The organism is Acetoanaerobium pronyense, assembly GCF_017874355.1.
Classification (GTDB): domain Bacteria; phylum Bacillota; class Clostridia; order Peptostreptococcales; family Filifactoraceae; genus Acetoanaerobium; species Acetoanaerobium pronyense.
The window spans coordinates 71,690-93,618 of the sequence record NZ_JAGGLI010000001.1; the positions used below are offsets into that span (position 1 = coordinate 71,690).

A 21,929-nucleotide genomic window follows, 5' to 3' on the forward strand; every position below is an offset into this window, starting at 1 on the left:
CAAAACACAAAAACAGGGAGGAAAGAAAAAAATGTTTGATAAGAATCAAGTTTCAAAAATCAAAGAGAATGTAAGTGCATGGGAAGATGGCAAAGTTAAAAAGTCATTAGAGAGATTCCCAGAAAGAAAAGAAGAGTTCAAAAATACTTCTGAAATTGAGGTAAAGAGACTTTATACTCCAGCTGATATTGCAGACCTTGATTATGACAAAGATTTAGGAATTCCAGCTCAGTACCCGTTTACTAGAGGTGTTCAAGACACTATGTACAGAGGTAGATTCTGGACAATGAGAATGTATGCTGGTTTTGCTACAGCAGAAGAGTCTAACAAGAGATATAAGTATCTTATAGAGCAAGGTTCAATGGGACTTTCAGTAGCATTTGACCTTCCAACTCAAATGGGATATGATTCTTCAGACAAAATTTCACAAGGGGAAGTTGGAAAGGTTGGAGTTGCAATTGACTCTTTGGCAGACATGGAAATTCTTTTTGATGGAATTCCTCTTGACAAGGTATCTACATCAATGACTATAAATGCTCCAGCTTCAGTGCTTCTTGCAATGTATATAGCTGTTGCTGAAAAACAAGGAGTTTCTTCAGACAAACTTAGAGGAACTATCCAAAACGATATACTAAAAGAGTATGTTGCAAGGGGAACATACATATTCCCTGTAAAGCCTTCAATGAGACTTATTACAAATATATTTGAATACTGCTCAAAAGAAGTTCCACTTTGGAACACAATAAGTATATCAGGATACCATATAAGAGAAGCAGGTTCTACTGCTGCCCAAGAAATTGCGTTCACTCTTTCTAATGGTATAGCGTACGTTCAAGCTGCTATAGATGCAGGACTTGATGTAGACAGCTTTGCCCCTAGACTTTCATTCTTCTTCAACGCACATAACGACCTTTTTGAAGAGATAGCAAAATACAGAGCAGCTAGAAGAATATGGGCTAAAATAATGAAAGAAAGATTTGGAGCAACAAATCCTAAATCTATGATGCTTAAATTCCATACTCAAACAGGAGGCTCTACTCTTACTGCTCAGCAACCAGAAAATAATATAGTTCGTGTTGCTATTCAGACACTTGCAGCAGTACTTGGAGGAACTCAATCACTACACACGAATTCAAAGGATGAGGCTCTTGCACTTCCTACAGAATCTTCAGTTCGTACAGCTCTTAGAACACAGCAAATAGTAGCTCATGAAAGTGGAGCAGCTGATACAGTAGATCCACTTGCAGGTTCTTACTATGTTGAGTCCCTTACAAATGATTTAGAAGCGGCTGCAATGGAGCTAATAAGTAAAATAGACGATCTTGGCGGATCTCCTTCAGCTATAGAAAAAGGATATATGCAGCAAGAAATAATGGATGCAGCATATACTTATCAAAAAGATATAGAATCTGGAAAGAGAGTAATTGTTGGAATGAACAAATTCCAAGTTGAAGAGCCAAAGCCTACTGGACTTCTAAGAGTAGATCCTATAGTAGGAGAACTTCAAGAGAAAAAAATAAGCGACCTTAAAGAAAAAAGAGATTCTGAAAAGGTTGAAGAAAAACTTTCTGCTCTTAAATCAGCATGCTCGAGTGAGGAAAACCTTATGCCATATATTCTTGATGCTGTAAGAGCATATGCAACACTTGGAGAAATATGCAACGTTATGAGAGATGTGTTCGGAGAGTACAAGCAGAGCGTAATTTTATAAAAAACTTGATTCTTAATTAAACTTTTATATAGATTTGGGGAGGAAATAATAATGGATAGACCTATTCGTGTGTTAGTTGCAAAGCCAGGGCTTGATGGGCATGATAGAGGAGCTAAGGTTATAGCAAGAGCTCTTAGAGATGCAGGTATGGAAGTAATATATACAGGACTTAGACAAACTCCTGAGCAAATTGTAGAAGCTGCAATTCAAGAAGACGTTGATGTTGTTGCTATGAGTATACTTTCAGGAGCTCACAGCCACCTTCTTCCAAAGGTTGTAGAACTTCTAAAAACAGAAAATGTATATGATGAGATCCTTGTGATAGGGGGCGGAGTAATACCAGATGATGATATCCCTGAGCTAAAAGAAAAGGGAATTGCAGAAGTATTCACCCCTGGAACACCTACACAAGTAACTATTGACTTTATAAAATCTAATCTTAAAAAGCAGGCTTAAGGAGAATATATTCTTTTAAATAATCTCCATAATGTTTTTAGGGATATAATTTGAAATATAAAACATTTTTAATGAAATATATACTTGATGGATTTCCATCAAGTATATATTTTGCACATGGAAATAATATTTGTTAACTGTTTAATTTAATTACTAAGGCAGGTAATCTATATGGAACTTTTGGACAGACTTCTTAAAGGGGAAAAGACAGCTTGCGCAAGACTTATAAGTTTAGTTGAAAATGAAAGCAAGGGTTATCTTGATGTTCTTAGAGATTTGCACAAGCATACTAAGGGAGCTTATGTAATAGGAATAACTGGTCCTCCAGGTGCTGGAAAATCAACTCTTACTGATAAGCTTGTAAAGACACTTAGGTCTAAAGGGAAAAAAATAGGAATTGTAGCTATAGATCCCACCAGCCCATTTACAAAGGGAGCCATTTTAGGAGATAGAATAAGAATGGCTGATCTTTACCTTGATCCAGAGGTCTTTATAAGATCTATGGGTACTAGAGGACATTTGGGAGGAATATCAAAAGCTACCCAAGGAGCTATAAAGGTACTTGATGCCTATGGATGCGACTATATTTTTGTAGAGACTGTTGGAGTTGGACAATCAGAAGTGGATATAGTAAAAACTGCTGATACTGTGCTTATGGTCATGGTTCCTGGACTTGGTGATGATATACAAGCTATCAAGGCTGGGGTTATGGAAATAGGAGATGTATTTGTAGTAAACAAAGCGGATAAAGATGGAGCAAAAAAGACTTTAAGAGAAATAGATATGATGCTGGATTTCAAAAAAGACTGGGGCTTTAGACCGCCAATATCTCTTACAGTAGGAGAAACTGGAGAAGGGGTGGAAGTGGTTATAGAAAATATAGAAAACCACAAGGCTTATCTTGAAGAAAGCAACGAATTAATCAAAAGACGAGTGCAAAGAAATAAAGCAGAAATAAAAGCACTAATTCATGACCATATAGAAAAAAAGTTTACAAGTTTAATGGAGCAAGAACATATGGAAGATAAGCTTCTTGAAACTGTAAGCAAAGAGACTGATCCATACTCTGTTGCAGAAAAAATATGGAAAGAGATTTCTCAAAAATAATAATATAATTTAAGGAGGACTATCATGAACGTATCTAGAGTTGATCACATTGGAATTGCAGTTACAAATCTTGATGAAACAATTAAATTTTATGAAGAAGTGCTAAATATCAAATGTCATGGAACAGAAGTTGTTGAAGATCAAAAGGTTAAGGTTGCTTTCTTTCCAGTAGGAGACACTGAGCTTGAATTTCTTGAATCTACTTCTCCAGATGGACCAATAGCAAAGTTTATAGAAAAAAACGGGGGTAGAGGTGGAATTCAGCACGTTGCCCTTAGAGTTGATAATATAGAAGAAGCTATAGCAAACATGAAAGAAAAAGGCTATGCTATGATTGATGAAAAACCAAGATATGGTGCTGGTGGAGCAAAAATAGCATTTTGTCACCCAAAAGCTACTGGAGGAATACTGTTAGAGCTTAGCGAGAGAGAATAAAAAAGTAAAATAAGGAGGCTTATCATGTCAGAAAAATTAGAACTGCTTCGCGAGAAAAGACGAGTTATTGAAATGGCAGGCGGGCAAAAAAGGATAGACAAGCAGCATGAAGCAGGAAAGCTTACAGCTAGAGAAAGAATGAATCTTTTCTTTGACGAAGGAACATTTGTAGAACTTGATGCTTTTGTAAAGCATAGATGCACAAATTTCGGAATGGAAAAAGTTGAAGCTCCTGCAGAGGGTGTAATAACAGGATATGGAAAAGTTGATGGCAGACTTGTATATGCTTTTGCACAGGACTTTACTGTAGTAGGTGGATCTCTTGGAGAGATGCATGCAAAAAAAATAGTTAAGGTACTTGACCTTGCAATAAAAATGGGAGCTCCAGTAGTTGGAATAAATGACTCTGGTGGAGCTAGAATTCAAGAGGCTGTTGATGCACTTGCTGGATATGGAGAGATATTTTATAAAAATACAATTGCATCAGGTGTAGTTCCTCAGATATCTGCAATAATGGGACCATGCGCTGGTGGAGCGGTTTATTCTCCAGCACTTACAGATTTTATATTTATGGTTGATAAGACTAGCCAGATGTTTATTACAGGACCACAGGTAATAAAAACTGTAACTGGAGAAGAGGTTTCTGCTGAAGATCTTGGTGGAGCAATGACTCATAACTCTGTTTCAGGTGTAGCTCATTTTGTATCAGCAAATGATGAAGAATGTATCATGAACATAAGAAAACTACTTAGCTATCTTCCTTCAAACAACATGGAAATGGCACCAGTATTTGAAGCTGACGATGTAAATAGAATAGAAGAATCTCTTAACGATATGGTTCCATCTGATCCAAATAAGCCATATGATATGAAAAAAATAATAACAGGACTTGTTGATTCTGGAGATTTCTTTGAAGTACAGCCATACTATGCTCAAAACATGGTAGTTGGATTTGCAAGAATCAACGGCCAATCAGTAGGTATAATAGCAAACCAGCCAATGGTTATGGCAGGATGCCTTGATATCAACGCTTCTGATAAGGCAGCAAGATTTATAAGAACTTGCGACTGCTTTAATGTTCCAGTGATTTCTATAGTTGATGTTCCAGGATTCCTTCCAGGTACAGGGCAGGAGCTTGGCGGAATCATAAGACATGGTGCAAAGATGCTTTATGCTTATAGTGAGGCAACTGTACCAAAGGTTACTTTAATTACAAGAAAGGCATATGGAGGATCTTATCTTGCAATGTGCTCAAAAGACCTTGGTGCAGATATGGTTTATGCATGGCCTACAGCTGAGATAGCAGTAATGGGACCTCAGGGAGCAGCAAACATAATATTCAGAAATGATATTAAAAATGCTGAAAACCCACAAGAGACTAGAGCTCAAAAGATAAAAGAATATACAGATGAATTTGCAACGCCTTATAAAGCAGCGGAGAGAGGCTTTGTTGATGACGTGATTGAGCCAGCTCATTCAATCATAAGATTAGCTGAGGCACTGGATATGCTCCTTTCAAAGAGAGAGCAAAGACCTCCTAAGAAGCATGGAAATATACCACTATAAGGAGGAATTTAAATGAATATTAATGAAATATTGGATCTTATGACCCATGATATCGGAGCTTTAAACTTTGGACAGAAAATGTTTGGAGGACTTGTAATTACTGTTCTTTCAATGGCTATAGTATTTGCCATCTTAATATTGCTTATGGGAGTAATAAAGCTTCTTGAAAAAACTATGAATGGAGCAGCTCCAAAAGAAGTTGCACCAGAGGCTCAGGTAGTTGAAACAGAAGTAGAGTATGAAGAAGATATGGGAGAGCTTGTAGCTGTAATTTCAGCTGCTGTTGCTTCATCTATGGGAGTAAGTGAAAGCTCTATAAGAGTTGTAAATATAGCAAGACTTGGAGAAAGCTCACCGTCTTGGGCAAGAAGCGGAAGATTAGAACAAATACAAAGCAGACTATAACTTAGGAGGTTTATGATGAAAAAATTTAATATAACTGTAAATGGAAATTCTTACGAAGTAGAAGTAGAAGAAATAAAGGATGGAGTAGTATCTGCTCCAAGACCACAGGTAGCTGCAGCACCAGCACAAGCAGCACCAAAGGCAGCACCAGCTCCAGCTAAAAAAGCTCCAGCGCCATCTGCAGGAGGAGACGGAGTTAAGGCACCAATGCCAGGAACAATACTAGATATAAAGGTTTCTGAAGGACAAGAAGTAAAATCAGGGCAAGTACTTGTAATTCTTGAAGCTATGAAGATGGAAAATGAACTGGTTGCACCTAAAGATGGTGTTGTACAGTCAATAAATGTATCAAAGGGAGCATCTGTGAATTCTGGAGATGTACTTGTAACACTAGGATAATATCAAAACATCAGTAGTCATTTACATAAAATCTAAGATTTTAGTAGCTGACTTAACTAGAAAGGAGATGCCCTATGGGTCAAGTTATAATAGAATTCCTGAGTTCTACAGGGATTGCATCGATAACAATTCAGCAGGCTATAATGATTATAGTTTCCTGCTTTCTACTTTACTTAGCTATAGGAAAGGGCTTTGAGCCTCTTTTACTTGTTCCTATAGCATTTGGAATGCTTCTTGTGAACCTTCCACTTGCAAATATAATGGGAAAACCTGAAACCCTTCTTCATTTTCAAGAAATAACGAATATGGATCAGGCAGCAAGCGCACAGCAAGGGACTTTTTCGGTCTATATGGAAACTGTAATGCCTGGAGGTCTAATGTATTATTTAGGTCAAGGGGTTAAGCTTGGAATATTCCCTCCTCTAATATTTCTTGGGGTAGGAGCAATGACAGATTTTGGGCCACTAATAGCTAATCCAAAGAGTTTGCTTCTTGGAGCAGCAGCTCAGTTTGGAATATTCTTTACCTTCTTTGGTGCAATAGCATTAGGTTTTTCAGCTCAAGAAGCAGCTTCAACAGCAATAATTGGAGGTGCAGATGGACCTACAGCAATATTCCTTACATCTCAGCTTGCACCACATCTTCTTGGACCTATTGCAGTTGCAGCATACTCATATATGGCGCTTGTACCAGTTATACAGCCGCCTATAATGAAGGCTTTAACTACAAAGCAGGAACGTGAAATAGTAATGAGCCAGCTTAGAGTAGTAACTAAAAAGGAAAAAATAATTTTCCCTATAATAGTTACGATTATTGTAACTTTAATACTTCCACCTGCTGGAACTCTAGTTGGTATGCTAATGCTTGGAAATCTTTTCAAAGAGTGTGGAGTTACTGAAAGACTTTCAAAAACAGCTACAAATGAGCTTATAAACATAGTTACAATACTTTTAGGAGTTTCTGTTGGAGCAACGGCTAATGCAGCAGAATTCCTTCAGCTAAAGACTATACAAATAACTATTCTTGGTATATTGGCATTTGGAGTTGGTACAGCAAGTGGAGTTATTCTTGCCAAAGTACTTAATAAGTTCACAAAAGACCCGATTAATCCTCTTATAGGTTCTGCAGGAGTTTCTGCTGTTCCTATGGCAGCTCGTGTATCAAACACTGTAGGAAAAGAAGCTAATCCAGCAAACTTCCTTCTAATGCATGCTATGGGACCAAACGTTGCAGGTGTAATTGGATCTGCAGTTGCAGCAGGAGTTATGCTAAGTCTATTTAAATAAAAATAGCAGCCTTAAAGGCTGCTATTTTTTTAAACAATATAAAAAACTGACTTAAAAAGTATTATACAATATGGGGAAGGAGGGAAGTATGAATAAGCTAATATTGAAACTTCTTATAGATGCAAATGGAGAATTTGTATCTGGTCAAAAAATATCCGATGAATTAGGAATTACTAGGGCGGCTATCTGGAAAAGAATGAATAAGCTAAAAGAAATGGGTTTTGAAATAGAATCTGTAACGAAAAAAGGATATAAGCTTGTAAGCTACCCAGACTTTATGAACAATGACTTGATTGAAACAGGAATAGACCTTAAAAAAATTGGTTCAAAGGTTATAACCATGGAGACTGTGGAGTCGACTAATGATTTTGCAAAGCAAATTGCAAGAGATGAGCAGGACGGGACTATTGTTATCTCGGAAGAACAAACAAGGGGAAAGGGTAGAAGAGGAAGATTCTTTTATTCTGGAAGCAAAGAAGGCATTTATATATCTTTTATATTAAAACCTCAGATTGAGCCTTCAAAAGCATCATTTCTAACCAGCATAGCAGCTGCAGCCCTTGCAAAAACACTTGATGAGCTTAATGTAGAAGTAGGAATAAAGTGGCCAAATGATGTACTTATAGATGGAAAAAAAATCTGCGGAATACTTACTGAAATGTCCGCTGATGTAGAAAGTGTTGAGTATATAATACTGGGTATGGGAATAAATATAAAAGGTGAATCTTTCCCTAAGGAAATAAAGGATATTGCCACATCTCTTAAAATCCAGGGCTATAACATAGGAAGACTTGAGCTTCTTTGGAGATTCCTACCTATATTTGAGGAGCTTTATCTCTCGTTTGTAGATGGAGATAAAAGTGAAATTCTCAAAATCCTGAAAGAGTATTCATGTATTTTGGGAAAAGAAATATATATCCATTATCAGGATAAAGTAGAAAAGGGAAAGGCAATAGATATAACCAAAGATGGAACCTTACTTGTGGAATTTGAAAACAAGGAAGTAAAAGAGCTCAATTCAGGAGAAATATCCATTAGATGGGAGAGCTGAAGATGCCAACCATAGGAATAAAAGGTATAAAAATAGGTAATGCACAAAATTTAGACGGGCTTACAGGTGCTACTGTAATTATTTGCGAACAAGGAGCAGTTGCGGGAGTAGATATAAGGGGAGGAGCTCCAGGAACTAGAGAAACAGATTTGCTTGATCCCATAAACACGGTTGATAAAGTCCATGCTGTTGTCCTTTCTGGAGGTTCAGCCTTTGGACTAGAAGCATCTTGTGGAGTTATGAAATATCTTGAAGAAAAAGGATTTGGTTTTGATGTTGGAGTTGCTAAAGTTCCTATTGTTTGTCAAGCCGTACTCTTTGATTTATATATAGGAAGTCATTTGACAAGACCGGACAAAGAAATGGGATATAGCGCCTCAATAAACGCAAATTCAGACTTTGAAGTGGGAAATATAGGAGCTGGTACAGGAGCTTCAATTGGAAAAATAAAGGGAATGGATTTTGCTATGAAATCAGGTCTTGGATATTATGAATATAAGGATGATACGGGACTTATCGTAGGAGCTATTGTAGCTGTTAATGCATTTGGAGATGTAATAAAAGATGGAAGCATAATTGCAGGAGCTTTAAATGACGAGAAAGATGGGTTTGCAAATTCCTCTAAGCTTTTGTTGAATTTTCAGGAAGATAGAAAATTTTCAAATACGAATACTACAATAGGAGCTGTAATTACAAATGCTGTTTTAAATAAAAGCCAGTGCAAAAAGGTATCTCAGGTGGCTCATAATGGCTATGCAAGAGCAATATCTCCAATTCATACTTCCTTAGACGGTGATACAATATTTACTTTATCAACTGGAGAAATAGAGTGCTCAACTGACAAGATATCTCATATAGCAAGTCTTTCAATGGAAAAAGCGATTCATAACGCAATATACAAATCAGGCTCTTTGGGAGATTTAAAATCATGGAGATGTTTAAATTCGAAGAAAATTTAATGAAAACTATAGAAAAAATACAAGAATTGCAATATAATATTTAGTTGGAAGTCGGTATTCTTTTGAAGCTGAACTTCAGTATTTTTTAATCTAATTTATTTTAATTGTCCGGCATCCATATGGAGCTGGAACGGAGGTGTACAAATTGGTAGAAGTTAAGAAAAAGACTTTTTCAGTAAGACACATGGCGGTTACAGGAATGCTTGGAGCTATATCTGTAATCCTTGGTATGACTCCACTTGGGTTTATACCTGTAGGGCCTACAAATGCAACCATAATGCATATTCCAGTAATAATAGGAGCTATTGTGGAAGGCCCAATTGTAGGAATGGCGGTAGGATTAATCTTCGGGATATTCTCTTTGATTAGAAGTATAACAACGCCTACACCAGTATCATTTGTGTTTTGGAATCCCCTTGTTTCTATACTACCTAGGATACTTATAGGACTTGTATCTTACTATGTATATAAAGGAACTTTCAAAATAACTAAAAATGAAACAGTATCATTTGGAATAACAGGAGCACTTGGAACACTAACAAATACTCTTGGAGTATTAGGGATGGTATACATTCTTTATGCTGAAAGGTTTGTATCTGCTCTTGGTATGTCAGGTGAAAAAGCTTTTACTGTAATAAGCTCTATTGGAATAGCCAACGGTCTTCCTGAGATGTTCGTTGCAATGCTAATAGTAACAGCAGCAGTAAAAGGGATAAAAAAGATAAAGAAATAAAAATCTAAAATCAAAGATTGGTTTAGAATTTTAGAGTTTTGATTTATTTAAAATAATTTTAGGGAAGCCGTTGGCTTCCCTTAATATATACCTATAATATTTAAAGAGGTGCTGTTATGTTACTTGTATTTGATGTTGGAAATACAAATATGGTTTTAGGAGCGTACAAAGGAAAAGAACTAATATCAAGCTTTAGGCTAGGAACAGATAAAGCAAAGACCTCCGATGAATATGGAGTTATAATAAGACAGTTATTTGAATATGAAAATCTTTCTCTAAATAATGTAAGAGATGTGATAATTTCCTCAGTGGTTCCAGAGGTAATGCACTCTCTTGAAAATTTTTCCATGAAATTTTGTAATAAAGAACCTATAATTATAGGTCCAGGAGTCAAGACTGGTATAAATATAAAATATGAAAACCCTCAACAAGTTGGGGCTGATAGGATAGTAAATGCAGTAGCAGGTTTCGAAAAGTATGGTGGTCCATTAATATTGATAGATTTTGGAACAGCAACAACATTTTGTGCAGTTTCTTCAAAGGGAGAATATCTGGGAGGAGCAATTTCACCAGGAATAAAGATATCTAGTGAGGCTCTTTTTCAAAGAGCATCAAAGCTTCATAAGGTGGAGATTGCAAAACCAAGGGGTGTAATAGGTAAAAATACAACATGGGCTATGCAATCAGGAATAGTATTTGGATATGCAGGCCTTGTAGACAATATAGTGAAAATGATGATTAAGGAATTAGGGGAAGAGGATGTGAAGGTAGTTGCAACAGGAGGCTTAGCCACGTTAATATGTGCAGAAACCTCAACAGTAAGCATTGTTGACAAATTCCTTACCCTTGAAGGACTTAGGATTATATACGAAAGGAATAATGGTTAAATTGAAAATAGGAAGTTTTGTTCCCGAAGGAAAAGTATTTTTAGCTCCTATGGCTGGAGTTACAGATCTTCCCTTTAGGCTTATATGTAAAAAACATAAAGCATCCTTGCTTTATACAGAGATGATAAACTCAAAGGCAGTTTGCTATGAAGACAAAAATACTTTTGAAATGATAAAAGTAGAAGCAGAGGAACAACCTGTGGTTGTCCAAATTTTTGGCTCTGAACCTGAATTTATGGGGGAATCAGCAAAAATATTAACATCTCTAAACAGATTTGCAATGATAGACATAAATATGGGATGTCCTGCTCCAAAAGTAATAAAAAACGGTGATGGATCAGCACTTATGAAAAATCCAGAGCTAGCAGCTGAGATAGTTAAATCAGTAAAGAAAAATACAAATCTTCCAGTTACAGTAAAAATAAGAAAAGGCTGGGATGAAAAAAATGTAAATGCAGTATCATTTGCATCTCTTATGGAAAAATCAGGAGCTGATGCAATTACAGTTCACGGAAGAACAAGAGAACAATATTATAGTGGAAAAGCAGACTGGGACATAATAAAAGAAGTAAAAAACACTTTGAATATTCCTGTTATTGCAAACGGAGATATTTTTACATTTGAAGATGCAAAAAATATCTTGTCTCATACAAAAGCAGACGCTTTAATGATAGGTAGAGGAGCTCAAGGAAACCCATTTATTTTTAAAGAAATATATGATTATATAAATGAAGATAGTATAATCGAACAAATATCAGATTCCCATAAGATAAATACTGCTATTAACCACTATCATCTGGCTCTTAAGTATAAGGATGAGCATAAAGCAGTTAGGGAGATGAGAAAACACATTGGATGGTATTTAAAGGGAATGAAAAATAGTGCCAGCTTTAAAGAGGAACTAAATCATCTTACAAATCCAGAGGAAGTCATAAATAAACTAAGAGATTATTTGGAATCCTTGACATAAAAGGTGGCGTATTATATAATCAGTGCCATATATTTATGCAAATACAGCCAATATGGCTAATAAAATAAAGGGGAGTTAATGATGGAACAAACGAAAGAAGTTCTTTTAACGGAAGAAGGATTTAAGAAAATTGAAGATGAACTAGAGATGTTAAAAACCGTAAGAAGGAAGGAAGTTGCAGAAAGAATTAAAATAGCAATTTCTTTTGGAGATCTTTCGGAAAACTCGGAGTATGATGAAGCAAAAAATGAGCAGGCACAAGTTGAAGAAAGAATAATGAAGCTTGAAAACATACTAAGACATGCAGTAGTAATTGATGAGTCAGCTATAGATGGTAATACTGTAACTGTAGGATCTATAGTAAAAATCGAATTTCAAGCACCAAATGAAGAAGAAATAGATGAAGATGAATATACTATTGTAGGCTCAGCAGAGGCTGACCCAGCTGAAGGGAAAATTTCTAATGAATCTCCTATTGGTAGAGCTCTTCTTGGAAAAAATGCTGGAGATAAGGTTGAAGTGCAGGTTCCTGATGGAATTGCAAAAATAAAAGTAGTAGAAATAAGTAGATAAAAATCGTAATAGGAGGGAATACATGTCTAATCAAAATGTCGAAAATGAGGCTTTAAGTTTAAATGAAATGCTCCAAATAAGGAGAGAAAAGCTAAAAAAACTTCAAGAATCAGGAAAAGACCCTTTTAAAATTGAAAAATATGAAAAAACTCATCAAACAGGAGATGTAAAAGATAAGTTTGAAGAGCTTGAAGGAACAGAAGTTTCACTAGCTGGAAGAGTAATGAGTATGAGAGAGCATGGAAAAGCTTCTTTTATAGATATACAAGATGAAGATGGAAGGCTCCAAATATATGTAAGACAAGATGCAATAGGAGAAGATAGCTATGCTGACTTTGTAACCTACGATATCGGAGATATAGTAGGTATAGTTGGAACAGTATTTAAAACAAAAAGAGGAGAGATGTCAGTTAAAGCTTCATCTGTTACTCTTTTAAGCAAATCACTTCAAATTCTTCCAGAAAAATATCATGGTCTTAAGGACACTGATATAAGATATAGACAAAGGTATGTGGATTTAATAGTAAACCCTGAGGTAAAGCAGGCATTTATAACAAGAAGCAAGGCCACAAAAGCTCTTAAAGAATATTTAGATGAGAGAGGATTTCTTGAAGTAGATACTCCTATACTTGCAACTCTAGCTGGGGGAGCATCTGCAAGACCTTTTGTGACTCATCACAATACTTTAGACATAGACATGTATCTTAGAATAGCAAATGAACTTTATCTTAAAAGGCTTATTGTTGGAGGCTTTGAGAAGGTATATGAGATGGGAAGGATGTTTAGAAACGAAGGAATGTCTATCAAACACAACCCAGAATATACTGCAATAGAGGTCTATCAAGCATATGCAGATTATGAAGATATAATGAAGCTTACAGAAGAGTCTGTGGCTTATATGGCTGAAAAGTCTCTAGGAACTACAAAAATAAACTACCAAGGAACTGAAATAGACTTTACACCTCCTTGGAAAAGACTTTCTATGACAGATGCAATAAAAATGTATACAGGGGTAGACTTTGATAAGATAGATACAGATGAAGAGGCTTTAGCGATAGCTAAAGAAAAGCATCTTGAAATAACTCCTGGAATGAATAGAGGATATGTTATAAATGCGATGTTTGAAGAGTTCTGTGAAGAGCATCTTATACAGCCAACCTTTATAACTCATCATCCTGTTGAAGTTTCTCCTCTTTCGAAGAGAAATCCAGATGACCCGAGAAAAACAAATAGATTTGAAGCTTTCGTAAATACTTGGGAAATTGCTAATGCATTTTCTGAGCTAAATGATCCAATTGATCAAAGACAAAGATTTATGGATCAGCTAAAACAAAGAGAGCTAGGAGATGACGAAGCTCATGTTCTTGATGAAGACTTCCTAAATGCAATAGAGGTAGGACTTCCTCCTACTGGTGGACTTGGAATAGGTATTGATAGAGTAATAATGCTACTTACAAATTCCCCTTCAATCAGAGATGTAATACTATTCCCTACAATGAAGCCTATTGTAAAAGAAGAGAAGACTGAACAGTAATTAAATATTGTTACTACTAAAAAGAATTTTATAAAAAACTGGGGCATGTAATAGATGAAAAATCTACTAAATGCCCCAGTTTTTATTGCATAAATTTTGAAAATAAAAGCTTTTATCTATGTTTTTCAAACTGTATATATAGGTGATTGTAAGAAATCTGTATCTAAGCTATCTAAATTGCTGTTATAGACTAAATTATATATTCTTGTTGATAATGTATCGTATTTAAAAATCATGCGCTCAGAGTCATATATCGGCTTATAAGATGCCACCTTGTTTATAATTGGAGCATTAGCATTTTGAGAAATTTGTTTTAATATCTCTCGTCCTTTTTGGTTAAAAGAAAGGACTCTAAAATAAGGAGCAGGAGATTTATCATTAATTAATATCTCCATATCTTTCTTTTGTATTCCAAGAAGTATATTAAATAAAATTCTTCTTAACCTTGTAAGAGTATATCGTTTGGTTTTTAGTGAAAAAATAAACTCATTAAAATCCTCCGATTTAAGGGCTAGGCTATAAATCCTGTTTTCAAGTCCTTCTTCAATTTCATATATACTCTTTAAATTTTCCTTAGATTTGATAATTTCAAAGCGTATTAGATTAAAAAAATTCTCATCAAAGATTGGGTTAATACCCCTTTTCATCAGGCTATATAATATTGAAGATGTTTGATGAGGCATAAAATTATCGATATAAGACAAATTTTTGTTTTCATTTCCCAAACTTATTTGATGTTGATTGGATTTTTGGTTTTTTATAAACTCTCTTATAGCAGTTGCGCTTGATATTTTCCCTTCAAGGGTAAGACTGTTGTATTCACTCCCTGTCCTTTGAATGGAAAGGGGTTTTATGGAGCTATTTAAGTTTATTAGCTGCTTAACATATTCTATGCCTAAGATATCGTTAGAGGTAGAAGATAGGTTAGTTATCCCTAAGCTTTTAAGAGCCTCTTCTCTTGCTTTAGGATATGATATACCAAGCTGAAGCTTGTCTTTGAGGATAGCTTTAAAATTTTCGGATTCAAATGATAGAGCTTTTGCTACAGAGTAAATGTTTTCAATGGAATTGCTTTCACTTCCAAATACAATATAATCTATTACTCCTGTCTTTTCTAAGGTTGAAATGCTACCTTTAGCAAAAATCTCGGCCGATTGGGAAGAAAAAACAACGGGAAGCTCTAAAACAAGGTCCACTCCACACTCCACAGCTATACTGGCTCTAGACCATTTGTCTATAAGAGCAGGACCGCCTCTTTGTACAAAGTTTCCACTCATTACTCCCACAACATGGGTTGCACCTGTAAGTTTTTTAGCCTCTTTAATATGATGAAGATGTCCATTATGAAATGGATTATATTCGACAATTATACCTAATGTAGTCATTTATTATACTCCCTTAAAGCCATCGTAAATTTTTCTTATAATTCCTTTTTCTGGGTCTAAAAGAAGCTTCATATGATGGGGACTTTTTTTAGAAGTAAGAAGAAATTTTTCTTTATTTAAGGACATATGATAATTTCTATCTGTTGTTATCCCAAGATTTGAAAGAGGTCTATTGTGAGATGTTACTATTTTTGCAACCCTAAAATGCTTATCGGTTTTAGCCTTTTTGTCTACATCTTTCATATAGTCTATGGCTATATTATATTTTTTTATTATATCTTCAATAAAATTAAGGATAGCATCATCCTCTTTATCATAATCTATATTTTCATTCCCCATAGGTGATTCATGAAGCTGAAAATCATGTTGCTCTTTTAGTTTTTCACCCAAACTATCATAAAAGAGATCGTTGGAAAGCCAAAAATTATCAGAAAAATTTGAAGGATTATTGGTAAGGGCAGTTATTGGATTGGGCTTCTCTACAGAATCTATACCGCCTATAACCGTCTGTCTCATTACGACAATATTGCTTACCCTACTTCTGTTTACAGGAGAAACTTTCATAAAATCACCTCTTTTAAATACAATGTTTTAAAATTTATAAATGGAAAAATTATATTTTTTATACTTCTTATATCGTATTATAAAGGAGTATTCATTAATAAATAATTCTAATGAATTACTACTTATAATATAGTATACTTTAAAAGTGGTTTTTTAAACAAATCATTTCAGTTCTAAAAAGATTTAATAGTTTTGAAAGGATGATTAATTAGTGGAAAAAGAATTTTTAAGACTAGGACTTTTAATAGGAGAAGAAAACCTTGATAAGCTTAAAAACAGTCATGTAGCCGTCTTTGGAATAGGTGGAGTTGGAAGCTATGCTGCTGAGGCCCTTGTAAGAAGCTCGATAGGCGAAATTACATTAGTGGATTTTGATGATGTTGATATATCCAATTTAAATAGACAGATTCCAGCCCTACAGTCGACAGTGGGTAAATTAAAGGTAGAGGTAATGGCTGAAAGAATCAAAGAAATAAATCCAAATATAAAAGTGCATTCTATAAAAAAGAAATATCTTCCTGAAAATAGGGACGAATTTTTTTCTGTAAAATATGATTACATAGTGGATGCGATAGATATAATTACATCCAAAATAGATCTTATAATAAAAGCTAAAGAGACAAATACTCCTATAATAAGCTCTATGGGTATGGGAAATAAAATGGATCCAACTAAAATTAAAATAGTTGATATAAAAAAAACATCAGTATGCCCACTTGCTAAAGTAATGAGGAAAGAATTAAAAAATAGAAAAGTAGATAAACTTCTTTGTGTATACTCTGATGAAAAACCAATCAAGCCAGTAATATCAATGAGTAATGAAAGTAAAAGAGAAATCCCAGGCTCCACTGGATTTGTACCTTCAGTATCAGGATTATTTATGGCCTCAAGGGTGGTTAGGGATATTATTGAGTGGAAGGAATAGTAGTATTTTAAGATAATAAGCAATGGATTGATTGAAATAAAAAAGTGTTTAGTATGATTAAATAGGAGATAAACTATGGATATATTCTTTGTTTTTTTTGTTTCGTTTATTCTTTTGCTTGCTGGGGTATATAAGGGTATTTTTATAGCCTATCCTCTTTTTTTTGTTTTTATTTTGTTTGTAATATTAGCATATAAGAAAGGCATAAGGACTAATACTATATTTGAATTCTTAAAAAAAGGAGTTAAAGTTTCATTTGTAGTATTTCAGGTTCTTTTACTTATTGGAGGACTAACCGGTAGCTGGATGTCATCCGGTACTGTTGGGGGGCTTGTTTATTATGGAATAACATATCTAAATCCCACTTTTTTTGCAATGTATGCATTTCTAATTTGTTCATTTGTTTCCTTTTTATTAGGCTCTTCTTTTGGAACTGTAGGAACGATAGGTATTGCATTGATGGTTATAACAAGAAGTGCAGACGGGAATATACCTCTTATAGCAGGAGCTATAATAGCAGGGGCCTATGTGGGAGATAGAAATTCACCTATGTCTTCAAGTGCTCTTCTCGTATCAACTATTACTAATACTGATATATTTACAAATATATCCAATATGTTTAAATCCTCTTTAATACCGTTTTTAATAGCTTCCATTGGCTTCGCAATACTATCATTGAGTTATCCCATGAATTTCAAGGAATCCTCTATAACTTATGAAATTTTATCAACCTATACTATAAACTGGATAACCCTTCTTCCTGCGTTAATAATAATCTTGAGTGTAAGATTTAAAATAAAAGTAAAAAAAGCTATAATACTTAGTCTACTATCAGCAGGAGTGATATCTATATTAATACAACAAAACTCTCCTTATGAGTTTATAAGGCATGTTGTCTTTGGGTATTCTCTTGAACCTCAAAATCCTTTAGCCACTATAATAAGCGGCGGAGGAATGACTTCCATGATAAAAATAATAACTGTAATAATAATCTCATCTTCCATAGCTTCTATTATTGAGGCAATTAAAATAACTGAAATTATAAATAAATATACCTATAAAGCTAAGAGCGAAAGGGGAGTATTTTTATATACAGTAATAATAAGTTTTTTTTCTGCGGCATTTGGATGTAGCCAAGTAATCGCAGTGATGCTTACTCACCTTCTTGGAAAAGATATGTATAAGAAAAACGAAATCTCAAATGAAATACTGGCCCTTAATATAGAAAATACTGCAATTGTTATAGCGCCTCTTATTCCTTGGAATATTGCAGTGCTTGCTCCCCTGCTTCTTTTAGAAGCCTCTCCATTATCGATATTCTACGCTCTGTACCTATATATACTGCCTGCATATAGGCTTTTGGTCCCGTATAAAGGGAAAATAATGCCTTAAAGGACCTTTTTTCTAAAATTAACGCAATTTTTAGAAATGTCATGGTAAAATATATTTATTATTAAAGCGCGCAGTTAAATTATAATTACTGCATAATGCCATGATTTAGATGGGGGAGGATCTCATGAAACTATATGAAGACAATAATGTAGAGGTAACTTTAGATGAACAAAATGGAGTATTTCTTTTAGTGAAAAATAATGAAATTTCAATGAATTATTTTCAAGATGTGAGTAAGAAAATTCCGAGGGTAAAGGTTACAGATTTTATGGGTCTTAAGAAAGCGTTTGATATTACTGGAGTAATCTCAAAAATAGGCGAGTATAAGGATATGATAGAGTTTCATCCATCAGCGGATGAAATGAGTGGGCATGTTACAATTAATTGTACATCAGAAGAGATAAGGAATTACGGAGAAGATAGTATTAAAGCCGATATAATAAGAATACTTGAAGAAAAAGGGGTTACAGAAGGGGTTAATCTTGAAGATTTAGAAGAAGAAATGTATTTAAGTGATAAGATTTTAGTCTGTCAGGGAATAAAGCCTGTGGATGGAGTAGATGCTAAAATAAAATACTTTGAGTTTAGCGAAAAAAAGCCAAAAATAAAAAGTGATGGAAAAGTCGATAATTACGACATGAATCTCATAGATCCAGTACAAAAAGGTGGCTGGCTTGGAGAAAAGATTTTAGCAACAGAAGGAAAAGAAGGAAGAAATATCTTTGGAAAAACAATTCCTGCAAAGCCTGGTAGAGACTATATGCTAAAATATGACAAAAAATCCGTTTTAGAAATGCCAGAAGGGAATAAAATAATACTTACTGCAAAATATGATGGAGCAGTCAAGGTTCAAGAAGGAAAAATAGGGGTCGACAATCATCTTATGATTGATGGTAATGTGGATTTTAAGACAGGAAATATAAATTTCGATGGGTTTGTAACCATAAATGGTATAGTAGAGGATTTATTTTCTGTAGTTGCAACAAAGGACATAATAATAAAAGGCCCTATAGGTATAGGCGCTGTAGGAGTTATTCAGTCTTTAGAGGGAAATGTATCGGTACTTGGGGGGATAAATGGAAAGTACAAAGGTAAAATTCTTGCAGGGAAAAATGTATATATTAAATATGTCAACGAAGCTGAAATAGAAGCTGAAGGAGATATTAACATAGGCCTCTATGCTTTTGAAAGTACTTTAAAGGGAGAAAAAATAGTTCTTTCTCCTGAAAAGGGAAGGATAGTTGGAGGTAAGATTGAAGCTAAGCACCTAGTTGTTGCTAATACATTAGGTAATGCAATGGAAAAGGCAACAAAAATAAAGGTTTTGGGTTTTGATAGAAACCAGATAAAAGTTGAGCTTGAGTCTATAAAGTTTGAATTCAACGAAACGATTTTTAAAGCAAATAGACTTAAGAGACAGCTTGAAATAATGGAGATTAATAAGGATACCCTTAGTGAAAAAGATTTGTTTGCATATAAAGGAATGCTTCTAACCTATGAGTCGATATTAGATGAAATTAATATGCTAAATTCAAAGTTCAAGCAAGTAGAGGAAAAACTTAGAACTAAGGGTGAAGGAGAAGTGAAAATCCTAAAGAGTGCATATCCAAAGACTATTCTTGAAATAAAAAATCTGCAAAAGATTGTAAAATCTGTGATTACAGGTTCATTTTATGTCAAGGACAACGCCCTTCATCTTTCAGATGTTTAAAGGAGGATATAGATGACAGATGTATTATCAAAAAAACATGCAAACCTAGATTATTCTCTTTCAGCAATTGAATTTTATTCCCAGGTATTAAGTATTGAGCAGCTTTTTTCTTATGGATATAGACATTTTCATAAAATAACAGGGCTGAAAAAATCAGCTATATTTGCACTTGAAGAAGAAAGCTATGTGCTTAAAGAATGTGTGGGTTATGATATAAAAAAGGATTTTTATCCTTGTGATTCTAAATTGGAAAATATTGCGACATTATGTGGCACAACCCTATGCGAAAATAAAAATCAATATTTTAAGGAAGATTTTTTAAAGAAGTATAATGCTGAGATTATAATACCTCTGATAGTAAAGGATACTCTTGCGGGATTTATATTAACAGAGACTCTACCTGATATATGCAGTGAAAAATATCATCTTGAGTATATCGAAGGTATGAAAAATCTTTTCAATATGTCCCTTTCAAACGCATATGATAGGGAAAAATTTGATTTTTTGAAGGCGGATATAGATAAAAAAGTCTACAACCTTATTTTAGTCAATCAGTGTACAAGGCTTATAATGGCTGAAAGATGCCTTGATAGACTTTATGCTCTATGTATAGATGTGATTAGAGAATTAACTTCAAGCTCTGTTACAACTTTTGGTATCTATGACACCCTAAAGGAAGCTGGAGTAGTAAAAGGTTATGTAGATATCCTATGCTCTGAAAAAAAAGTTATTAAAGAATTTAAAATGAAAAAAAGCAGGCTGATTAACGAAAAAACTATATATAATGTAAAAATAGATAAAGAGCTATTAAGTGAAATAATTGAAGATACTAGTGCATTAGAGTCTCTAGGTGCAGAGTATATAGTATTTATAGCTCAAGAGGAAATATTAGGATTTGTAACTATAGGAAAACCAGTTAATGAAAGTCCTTATGATTATTTGATTTTGAATCAAGCAGAAAGCATTGCAAAATCAATATATATAGCAATGAAAAATGCTATATATATCAAGGAAATAAATCAAAATAGAGAAAAAATCGAAAATCAGATAAAAGGGATGAAAAAACTCAATTTGATGATAAAAAATATCAATTCATGTAATAGTATCGATGAAATATATGATATAACCTTAGAGACCTTGAGACTGGGATATAAAATGAAAAGAGGGTTTATTCTAATAAAAACTAAAGACAATTATAAAATAAAGCCCATTGGATATAATGCTGATAGAAAAATTAATCTTATGCCAAAATTCAATATAAATGAAGAAAGTATTTATTTTAGTCATGGCAGTGAAAATATTAAAAATTATTTTGATATTGAGGATTATAAAGGAGATGAAAACTGTATTATAATATGCCCAATAAAAACAGAAGAACTTTCCTCTGAAAAGGAAAATATATATGGGTATATTGTGATTACTCAGATTGAGGATTCAGTAGACGAAAAAAATATATTGATAATTGAGACAATATCAAATAGTATATCTCCAATAATAAGACAGATGGAGGAAAAAGAAAAAAAGACTGAGGGAATGATTAAAGATTCTAGATTTATGTTTTATAGGGCTATTGAAGAATTTACTTTTATGAAAAAAGAATATGATATGGATTTTAAGGTATATTATAAAATCTTTAGGCCTCTTCCTTTTACAAGGATTAGTTTAGAAAACTATGATTATGAAAATATCTATTGCTATGATAATGTCATAATGGTTATTTCTTTAGGTGACGAAGAAATAATTAAAGATGATTTTGATGGGTTTGTTACAGGGGAAACTGGGTCTGAAATCGAAAAAAATATAATCAAAAATATATCAATTTAGTCTTGTAAAATTTTTTTTAAAATTGTATACTTGTCAATAGTAAAATAAAAATACTC

At 34.0% G+C, this 21,929-nt stretch carries 21 protein-coding genes; 19 read left to right on the plus strand and 2 right to left on the minus strand.

Annotated features, from left to right (window positions below; all coding sequences use genetic code 11):
* The first annotated feature begins 31 nt into the window (after positions 1-31).
* The 15 genes from J2Z35_RS00345 to lysS all read left to right on the plus strand — a co-directional run bounded on the left by J2Z35_RS00345 (position 32) and on the right by lysS (position 14,072).
* Positions 32-1,711, plus strand: coding sequence for an acyl-CoA mutase large subunit family protein (locus J2Z35_RS00345; RefSeq protein ID WP_209658184.1), 1,680 nt, complete (start codon positions 32-34; stop codon positions 1,709-1,711).
* A 51-nt stretch (positions 1,712-1,762) separates the two neighbouring features.
* Positions 1,763-2,167, plus strand: coding sequence for a cobalamin B12-binding domain-containing protein (locus tag J2Z35_RS00350; RefSeq protein WP_209658186.1), 405 nt, complete (start codon positions 1,763-1,765; stop codon positions 2,165-2,167).
* Positions 2,168-2,338: 171 nt separating this feature from the next.
* Complete coding sequence (meaB, locus tag J2Z35_RS00355) at positions 2,339-3,274, plus strand: methylmalonyl Co-A mutase-associated GTPase MeaB (protein ID WP_209658188.1); 936 nt, start codon at positions 2,339-2,341, stop codon at positions 3,272-3,274.
* Between the two features lie 24 nt (positions 3,275-3,298).
* Positions 3,299-3,709, plus strand: coding sequence for a methylmalonyl-CoA epimerase (gene mce / locus J2Z35_RS00360; protein ID WP_209658190.1), 411 nt, complete (start codon positions 3,299-3,301; stop codon positions 3,707-3,709).
* 24 nt (positions 3,710-3,733) lie between these two features.
* The gene (gene mmdA, locus J2Z35_RS00365; RefSeq protein ID WP_209658192.1) at positions 3,734-5,275 is read left to right on the plus strand and encodes a methylmalonyl-CoA decarboxylase subunit alpha; all 1,542 of its coding nucleotides are present in this window, start codon (positions 3,734-3,736) and stop codon (positions 5,273-5,275) included.
* A gap of 12 nt (positions 5,276-5,287) precedes the next feature.
* On the plus strand, positions 5,288-5,680 hold the full coding sequence (locus J2Z35_RS00370) for an OadG family protein (RefSeq protein ID WP_209658194.1): 393 nt from the start codon (positions 5,288-5,290) through the stop codon (positions 5,678-5,680).
* 15 nt (positions 5,681-5,695) lie between these two features.
* Positions 5,696-6,079, plus strand: coding sequence for a biotin/lipoyl-containing protein (locus J2Z35_RS00375; RefSeq protein ID WP_209658196.1), 384 nt, complete (start codon positions 5,696-5,698; stop codon positions 6,077-6,079).
* Between the two features lie 74 nt (positions 6,080-6,153).
* Positions 6,154-7,365, plus strand: a complete 1,212-nt coding sequence (locus J2Z35_RS00380) for a sodium ion-translocating decarboxylase subunit beta (RefSeq protein ID WP_209658198.1) — start codon at positions 6,154-6,156, stop codon at positions 7,363-7,365.
* A gap of 88 nt (positions 7,366-7,453) precedes the next feature.
* Positions 7,454-8,416, plus strand: coding sequence for a biotin--[acetyl-CoA-carboxylase] ligase (locus tag J2Z35_RS00385; RefSeq protein ID WP_209658200.1), 963 nt, complete (start codon positions 7,454-7,456; stop codon positions 8,414-8,416).
* On the plus strand, positions 8,404-9,375 hold the full coding sequence (locus J2Z35_RS00390; RefSeq protein WP_245330685.1) for a P1 family peptidase: 972 nt from the start codon (positions 8,404-8,406) through the stop codon (positions 9,373-9,375). Before J2Z35_RS00385 ends, J2Z35_RS00390 begins: the two co-directional genes overlap by 13 nt.
* Before the next feature lie 145 nt (positions 9,376-9,520).
* Positions 9,521-10,108, plus strand: a complete 588-nt coding sequence (locus tag J2Z35_RS00395; protein WP_245330686.1) for an ECF transporter S component — start codon at positions 9,521-9,523, stop codon at positions 10,106-10,108.
* Positions 10,109-10,224: 116 nt separating this feature from the next.
* A complete protein-coding gene (locus J2Z35_RS00400) occupies positions 10,225-10,995 on the plus strand; it encodes a type III pantothenate kinase (protein ID WP_209658202.1) in 771 nt (256 codons plus the stop codon).
* Position 10,996: 1 nt separating this feature from the next.
* Complete coding sequence (gene dusB / locus J2Z35_RS00405; RefSeq protein WP_209658526.1) at positions 10,997-11,965, plus strand: tRNA dihydrouridine synthase DusB; 969 nt, start codon at positions 10,997-10,999, stop codon at positions 11,963-11,965.
* An 81-nt stretch (positions 11,966-12,046) separates the two neighbouring features.
* On the plus strand, positions 12,047-12,538 hold the full coding sequence (greA, locus tag J2Z35_RS00410) for a transcription elongation factor GreA (RefSeq protein WP_209658528.1): 492 nt from the start codon (positions 12,047-12,049) through the stop codon (positions 12,536-12,538).
* 22 nt (positions 12,539-12,560) lie between these two features.
* On the plus strand, positions 12,561-14,072 hold the full coding sequence (gene lysS, locus J2Z35_RS00415; RefSeq protein WP_209658204.1) for a lysine--tRNA ligase: 1,512 nt from the start codon (positions 12,561-12,563) through the stop codon (positions 14,070-14,072).
* Positions 14,073-14,197: 125 nt separating this feature from the next.
* Here the strand turns inward: lysS and J2Z35_RS00420 are convergent, their stop codons facing one another.
* Both J2Z35_RS00420 and J2Z35_RS00425 read right to left on the minus strand, forming a co-directional pair.
* A complete protein-coding gene (locus J2Z35_RS00420) occupies positions 14,198-15,457 on the minus strand; it encodes a nucleotidyltransferase (RefSeq protein WP_209658206.1) in 1,260 nt (419 codons plus the stop codon).
* Positions 15,458-15,460: 3 nt separating this feature from the next.
* Entirely contained in the window at positions 15,461-16,021 is a 561-nt protein-coding gene (locus tag J2Z35_RS00425) for a hypothetical protein (protein ID WP_209658208.1), read from the minus strand.
* Positions 16,022-16,232: 211 nt separating this feature from the next.
* On the opposite strand from J2Z35_RS00425, the gene J2Z35_RS00430 reads away from it, so the two are divergent.
* The 4 genes from J2Z35_RS00430 (at position 16,233) to J2Z35_RS00445 (ending at position 21,873) form a co-directional block, all read left to right on the plus strand.
* Positions 16,233-16,946: a tRNA threonylcarbamoyladenosine dehydratase gene (locus tag J2Z35_RS00430; protein ID WP_209658210.1), complete on the plus strand. Its 714-nt coding sequence runs from the start codon at positions 16,233-16,235 to the stop codon at positions 16,944-16,946.
* 75 nt (positions 16,947-17,021) lie between these two features.
* Positions 17,022-18,338: a Na+/H+ antiporter NhaC family protein gene (locus tag J2Z35_RS00435; RefSeq protein ID WP_209658212.1), complete on the plus strand. Its 1,317-nt coding sequence runs from the start codon at positions 17,022-17,024 to the stop codon at positions 18,336-18,338.
* 124 nt (positions 18,339-18,462) lie between these two features.
* Complete coding sequence (locus J2Z35_RS00440; protein ID WP_209658215.1) at positions 18,463-20,049, plus strand: DUF342 domain-containing protein; 1,587 nt, start codon at positions 18,463-18,465, stop codon at positions 20,047-20,049.
* Between the two features lie 12 nt (positions 20,050-20,061).
* Complete coding sequence (locus J2Z35_RS00445; RefSeq protein ID WP_209658217.1) at positions 20,062-21,873, plus strand: hypothetical protein; 1,812 nt, start codon at positions 20,062-20,064, stop codon at positions 21,871-21,873.
* Positions 21,874-21,929: the final 56 nt, after the last annotated feature.